The organism is Mycobacterium sp. (assembly GCF_052144515.1).
Lineage (GTDB): Bacteria > Actinomycetota > Actinomycetes > Mycobacteriales > Mycobacteriaceae > Mycobacterium.
The window spans coordinates 1-5,229 of record NZ_JBKQQD010000216.1 but is presented as its reverse complement, the minus strand read 5'-3'; the positions used below and the strand labels follow the sequence as shown (position 1 = coordinate 5,229).

Sequence of the window (5,229 nt, the reverse complement as noted above, 5' to 3'; positions counted from 1 at the left end):
AACGAGCTGTTCCTCGCTCAATACCGGGACTGGGTGGCGGAGATGGGGCGGATCGCCTCCAGCCGTCCCGGCACCGGCGCCTGCACCCTGGCGACTGCCATGAAGCTCTGGTTGTGGTCATCCTGGCCCTGTGGGACAGCCCCCGCCAGCGACAGGCCTACGACTGGTTCACGATCGAGCTGGCCAATCTGCGCACCGCGTTTCGCTGGGCCGCCGACCACGGCGACCTCGACGCCGCCGCCACCATCGCCAGCTATGCGGGGTTGCTCGGCGCTTTGGTCCAAACCCTTGAGCCAATAGCCTGGGCCGAAGAACTCATCGAGCCCGCCCGCGCCATCGACCACCCCCGGCTGGCAGCTCTGTACGCGATTGCGTCGCTGTGCTACTGGACTGGACGGATCGAGGCGGCTGTCGGCTACAGCGAGGCCGGCCAGATCGTTCTCGGCAGGAGCCGCGAGGCGCTGCCGTACGGCATCGAAGCCTGGCTTGGAACTGTATACCTAGCCATCGGGCAGCCCGAGCGGTTGGCCGAGGTGTGCCGCGCCCAGCTCGCACGCCGCCGCGACACCCCCGTCCTCATCCGGTCATGGCTGGTTAGCGCCCTTGCAGTGGCCGGTTCCGGTGGGGAGGCGATGGATTCCGCGGATGGCCTGATCGAGGCTGCGGAGGCAACAGGCAACCCGTCCTTGCTCGGGTTGGCGCTCTGGGCCTACGGTTTGGCTTTCCGTGACGCAGATCCCGTCGGGGCGCTTAACGCCCTCGGCCGGGGTCTGGTGATCGCTCAAGACAGCGGCAACCGCGCCGTCGCGTCATTCCTGGCGCTGGATCTGGCACGACTTGAGGCCGAGCACGGCGACCCGGTGGCCGCGTTCGATCACCTCACTCTGGTAATCCGCAACTGGCACAATGACGGCAACACCACGACGATCCGCGGCCCGCTGGCCGTCCTCGCCGCTCTTTTCGACCGGCTCGGACGCTACGAACCGGCGGCCACTATCGCCGGGTTCGCGCTCAGTCCTTTCTCTGCGGCGGCGTTCCCCGAGATCACCACCGCGATCGCCCACCTGCGCGACGTGCTGGGCGACGAGACCTACGACGCACTCGCCCGCGCCGGTGCCGCCATGACCACCCCCGCCATGGCCACCTACGCCTTCGACCAAATCGACCAGGCCCGAACAGAACTCGAACACCCCAGCTGAATGCCCCCTCAGGAGCCGAGGCGCTCAGCGAGGGGTAGAGGTGCAAAAGTCTGTCCGAGCGCCGTACCCATTCTGACGGCCTGTCAACGGTTTTAGGCAGAGGCGACGGCGAACAGGCGCCACTCGCCGGGCACGCCCTTGAGCTCGTGAGCGCCGCGCTCCTCGAACTCGAGTCCTGACCCGATCACGAGGTCGCGCAGCGTGCTGGACACGAGCACGTCGTTCGGCCCGGCCAGGGCGCTCACGCGCGCGCCGATGTGCACGCCGATCCCACCAATGTCGTCGCCCCGGACTTCGCACTCGCCGGTGTGCAACCCCGCGCGCACCTGAATGCCGAGGGACTGCACGGCGTCGCGGATCGACATCGCGCAGCGGATCGCTCGCTGAGGGCCGTCGAACATCGCGAGGAAACCGTCTCCCGATGTGTTCACCTCGCGACCTCGAAAACGGGCCAGCTGCGACCGGACGACTGCGTCGTGCGCATCGAGCAGGGCATGCCAGTCACGGTCGCCGATCTCGGCGGCCCGGCGCGTCGAGTTCACGATGTCGGTGAAGAGCACGGTGGCAAGGACACGGTCGTCGGCAACGTCGGGCTGCTCGCCGGTGAGGAACTCGGCGATCTCCTGAAACGAATCGCGCCACGGTTCCACGAACTGAAACATGTTGCGCCCCAGGAGTTCGACGTACTTCGCGCCCGGTATGTGATCGGCGACATCCTTGCCCATTGCAGGTGTGACGAATGGGTCGTCGGTGTGCTGGACGACAAGGGTGGGCACGCGGACGGTCGGAAGGATCGCGCGCACGTTCAATTCGACCACCAGAGGAAGCATCAGGGCGATGGTCCGTGGGCTTGCTGCCAGGCGATTATGTCGTCCCCACGCTGCGCGGATCTCCTCGTTCCACGGCATGTCCGGATTCATCACATGTTGGAACTCTCCCGTCCCCCACATGGCGTCCATTGCGGCGACAACCTCCTCTCCAACCAGCGCGGTGCGGTCGCCCGCATCTGCGTAGCCTTCGAGCACGAGCAGCGCCGTTGTGCGGGACGGATATGTTGCTGCGAACAACGCCGCCGTCGCGAGTGAGCCGTCGATCGTGAGGAGAACCGCTTCAGTGCTCCCGAGATCGTCAAGCACCGCGGTGATGCTGTCAGCCCATTGCTCCAAGGTTGGCAGCGCGCCAGGCTCGACAGGATCGGACGCTCCCGTGCCTGGCTGGTCGAAGAAGATCAGCCGACCCAGGGATGACATCGCCTCGACCCACCCTTGAAGCGACGGCAGGTCCGGAAAGACCTCGCAGTTCGTGAACCAGTTAGTGACGAACACGATATCGCGAGGACCTTCACGCGAGGTGCGATAGGCCACGCGCAAGTCGCCGTTTCGCGCATAGCGCGTCTCCGAGAACATTGCGGAAGTCTAAGCCGAGGAGGAGGTCAAATTTTCGGTGTCACGCAAGCCTGCCAGGACGAGCGGCCGGCAGTCTGCGGATGAAGTGTACTTTCTCAAATCGGTAACACAGCCCATGTTGGCATTTCATAGATCGCCGGTAGTTACGGTCGGCACGCCACGGGTCGCCTACGATCCTGGAGCGGGGCGCCACGCGCGAAACGGATCGAGGATTAGTTCATGCCGACGCCTCAACGGGGACGCGAGAGCATAGAAATAGCAGCGCCGCCAGAAGTTGTCTACGATCTGCTCGCCGACATCACCCGCATGGGTGAGTGGAGTCCTGAGTGCTGTCGGTGCGTATGGCTGGACGGGCTACTGCCGCTGAGGTGGGCAAGCGATTTCGGGGTTACAACCGCCTTGGACCCTACCGATGGGAGCGGACGGCAGTAATCACCGCCACTGATCGCGGCCGCAAGTTCTCCTTCACCACTATTGATGACCGTACCGGACGCGAACAGACAGAATGGCACTACGTGTTTGAGCCGCTAATGCCTGGGACGCTCGTAACAGAGTCCTTCCAGTTCTTATGGTGCCCTGCCTTAGACCGAGTGGTGGAGGCGTTTGTTCCTCGTGGCCGCCAAGTTAATCGAGGCATCCAAGAAACGCTGCGGCGCTTGAAGCAGGCCGCCGAGTCAACTCGCCGCACACATTGAGAGGGGCTGGGTGAAATCTCTCGCAGGTCACAGGAGATTCTGGCGGCGGGGTCGCCGAGATGGGTGGTGAAATGTACTTCGGCCAGTCGGTAACACGACCAAACGACAACCTTCGAACTTGCCCAACGCGGCTACGTCGCAACGTATTACTGCATGCCCGGCGGCGGGGTGACCCACCTACCGTCCCACGCGACGTGTGAACCGGTGCGCCTGACCACAAAGACACGCAGCGATCAGGATGTGGTGGACTCCATTTCGCGTAGGCGCTTGAGCGATACCTTTGCAAATCGCATCGACAACGCTGGCGCCGCTCCAGGTACCACCATGCTTTCCACCAGGCTGGCACCACAATGATCGCGTCACCCCGCAACACCGCACGAAGGGCGCGCTCGGCGAACTTTTCGGGTGCCATCGGCCGCAACCGCTCAAAAAATTTGAGGAGTTCCTCATCGCTGACGCCAGCTATGTTTATCCGTCCGTACTGGCCGCCTGTCATTATCGGGGTCCGGATCACGCCCGGACAAAACACCGACACCTGCACGCCGTGGCGCTCGGCCTCCATCCGCAACGCCTTCGAGATCCCGACGACGGCGTGTTTGGTGGCGGTGTAGCTCCCCAGACCCGGACTGGTGACAAGACCGGCCATCGAGGCTGTGTTCACGATGTGACCGGAGTGCTGCCGAATCATGATCGGATAGACCGCTTGGATGCCGTGCACCACACCGCGCAGGTTCACGTCGAAGACGTCGTTCCAGTCATCGAGCGTGTAGGAGTCGATTTCACCGCTGACCCCAATGCCCGCATTGTTGAACAGGTAGTCGATCCGCCCGGACTGCCGCACCGCCTCGGCGACGGCGCGCTCAAACGATGAGTAGTCACGCACATCGAGCTCGATCGCGTGCGCCTGTGCGCCACCACTATTGAGGCGTTGCGCCAGCTCCTGGGCCGCGTCGATCTGACGATCGGCGATCCAGACCTCGGCGCCCCCGTCGACCAACTTGGTCGTCAACGCGGCGCCGATGCCGGACGCGCCGCCGGTAACGAATGCAATCTTCCCCGATACGCTCGACGCCATTGGGGAAGGATAATCGCTCGCCTTTGCAGGTGACAGGAGATTCTGGCGGCGGGGTCGCCGCGATGGTGGTGAAACGTACGTTAGCCAGTCGCTGCCATCACCAAGCCAACACACGCGGAAGCGCCCGCCTACTTTTTGGATGGAGGTGCGGATTTTTTTCTGAACCCACCTCCGACCGCTGCGTGTACGTCATCGTGGAGTAGGTGATCGAGCTCCACTACGACGGGAAAGTTACCTGCGAATTCGGCGAGGTGGCGACAGTTTTCGGCAGCAGTAGGACGCCGGGCGTCGTTCACGATGTAGCGCCGCTAATCCTTGTGGATGGAAATCGCGGGTGGGATGACATTGCTCGTGGTTGGGCCGTCGTCGGTGTCGATGTGAAGTGTGATGGCCGCTACCTCCGTGTGAGCGCTGACAATGGTTCGTGGGTGTGGGAGCTGGTGCCTGCCCGTTGGGATAGTGGCTGGTCACCGTTGCCAAAGTGGAGCAGTAACGTTCTGGTCGGAAGGTGGCGTGACTGATGGTTGATTCCGTCGCCCTAGAGTGTTCTTTAGCCAGTCGGTAACATCATTTGCTCAAAACGTTCTGGGGCTGGCGCGACGAACAGTTGCCTGACGTCACCATCATCTGGACCTCACCCACCCTGTACGGGTTATGCATTTTCGGGCGACCGGACTGCTACAGCCGTCCGCGCTGCGTCTGTGTGCCGGTTGACGACGGTGCGGTCGGAGTCCAACTGTCTCCGGCGTCAGCCGACACGTACACCTGTCCGCCCGTGGTACCGAAATACACGCCGCACGAATCAAGCGAATCGACGGCCATCGCGTCGCGCAGCACGTTTACGTAGCAGTTGC

The 5,229-nt window shown here is 63.3% G+C and carries 2 protein-coding genes and 2 pseudogenes; 2 read left to right on the top strand and 2 right to left on the bottom strand.

The window, feature by feature from the left end:
* Positions 1 to 1,199 (top strand): annotated as a pseudogene (locus ACLP9N_RS15185) (hypothetical protein); the annotation flags it as partial.
* Between the two features lie 92 nt (positions 1,200 to 1,291).
* Here ACLP9N_RS15185 and ACLP9N_RS15180 read toward each other — a convergent pair.
* Positions 1,292 to 2,605: an adenylate/guanylate cyclase domain-containing protein gene (locus ACLP9N_RS15180; RefSeq protein ID WP_442408195.1), complete on the bottom strand. Its 1,314-nt coding sequence runs from the start codon at positions 2,603 to 2,605 to the stop codon at positions 1,292 to 1,294.
* Positions 2,606 to 2,824: 219 nt separating this feature from the next.
* Between ACLP9N_RS15180 and ACLP9N_RS15175 the strand changes: the two genes are divergently transcribed.
* Positions 2,825 to 3,037, top strand: a complete 213-nt coding sequence (locus ACLP9N_RS15175) for an SRPBCC family protein (protein ID WP_442408194.1) — start codon at positions 2,825 to 2,827, stop codon at positions 3,035 to 3,037.
* A 496-nt stretch (positions 3,038 to 3,533) separates the two neighbouring features.
* Here ACLP9N_RS15175 and ACLP9N_RS15170 read toward each other — a convergent pair.
* Positions 3,534 to 4,375: pseudogene (locus ACLP9N_RS15170) on the bottom strand (SDR family oxidoreductase).
* Positions 4,376 to 5,229: the final 854 nt, after the last annotated feature.